The sequence below is a fragment of the Blastomonas sp. UPD001 genome (assembly GCF_003426715.1).
Taxonomy (GTDB): Bacteria; Pseudomonadota; Alphaproteobacteria; order Sphingomonadales; family Sphingomonadaceae; genus Blastomonas.
On record NZ_QKVT01000053.1, the window covers coordinates 1 to 659 of the forward strand.

Genomic DNA, 659 nt, shown 5'->3' on the forward strand with positions numbered 1-659 from the left:
AGAGGGAGGCTGGACGCCGGCCCGCGGATGCTCGAATCGAGCCCGCGGATCGCCTCGGCATGCCTGGCGCTATCGCGGCGGGCCCTCGCGACGCGGCAGCGCATCGGCATCATGCCCAAGGTGGAAGATGTGTGAATCCGATAGCGTCGAACGGGGAGAGGTGGATCGGCCTGTCCGACCCTGATAGATAGGTAACAGAATGGACCGGATAGATGGGTGACAGTTTTCTTGCTTGCCGGGAGGACCGGCGATGGGATGGCGAGAGACTGGCATCATGGACGAGCGGCTTTTGTTTGTTGCGGGGTGGCTTGAGGGGGAGGAGACGATGACGGGGCTTTGCGCCGCGTTCGGGATCTCGCGCAAGACGGGCTACAAGTGGCTGGGGCGTTATGAGGAGCTTGGCCCTGATGGTCTGCGCGACCTGCCGCGTGCGCCGCTCAGGCACGGGCGTGCGACGCCGGCTTGGATAGTCGAGCGGATCGTGGCTGAGAAGGAGGCGCATCCGCTGTGGGGTCCGAAGAAGATCGTGGCGCGGCTTGAGCGACAGGAACCGGCGACGGCCTGGCCCTCGGCCTCGACGGCGGGCGCGATCCTCGATCGTCACGGTCTGGTGGGGCGGCGTCGCGCCCGCTGGAAGGGCGCGACGCCGCCCCACCAGA

The 659-nt window shown here is 67.1% G+C and carries 1 protein-coding gene; it reads left to right on the forward strand.

The annotated features are described in order from the left end of the window. Positions 1–274: 274 nt before the first annotated feature. Positions 275–659 (forward strand): helix-turn-helix domain-containing protein (locus DM995_RS18290; protein ID WP_198669482.1); only part of this gene is annotated, 385 nt, incomplete at its 3' end.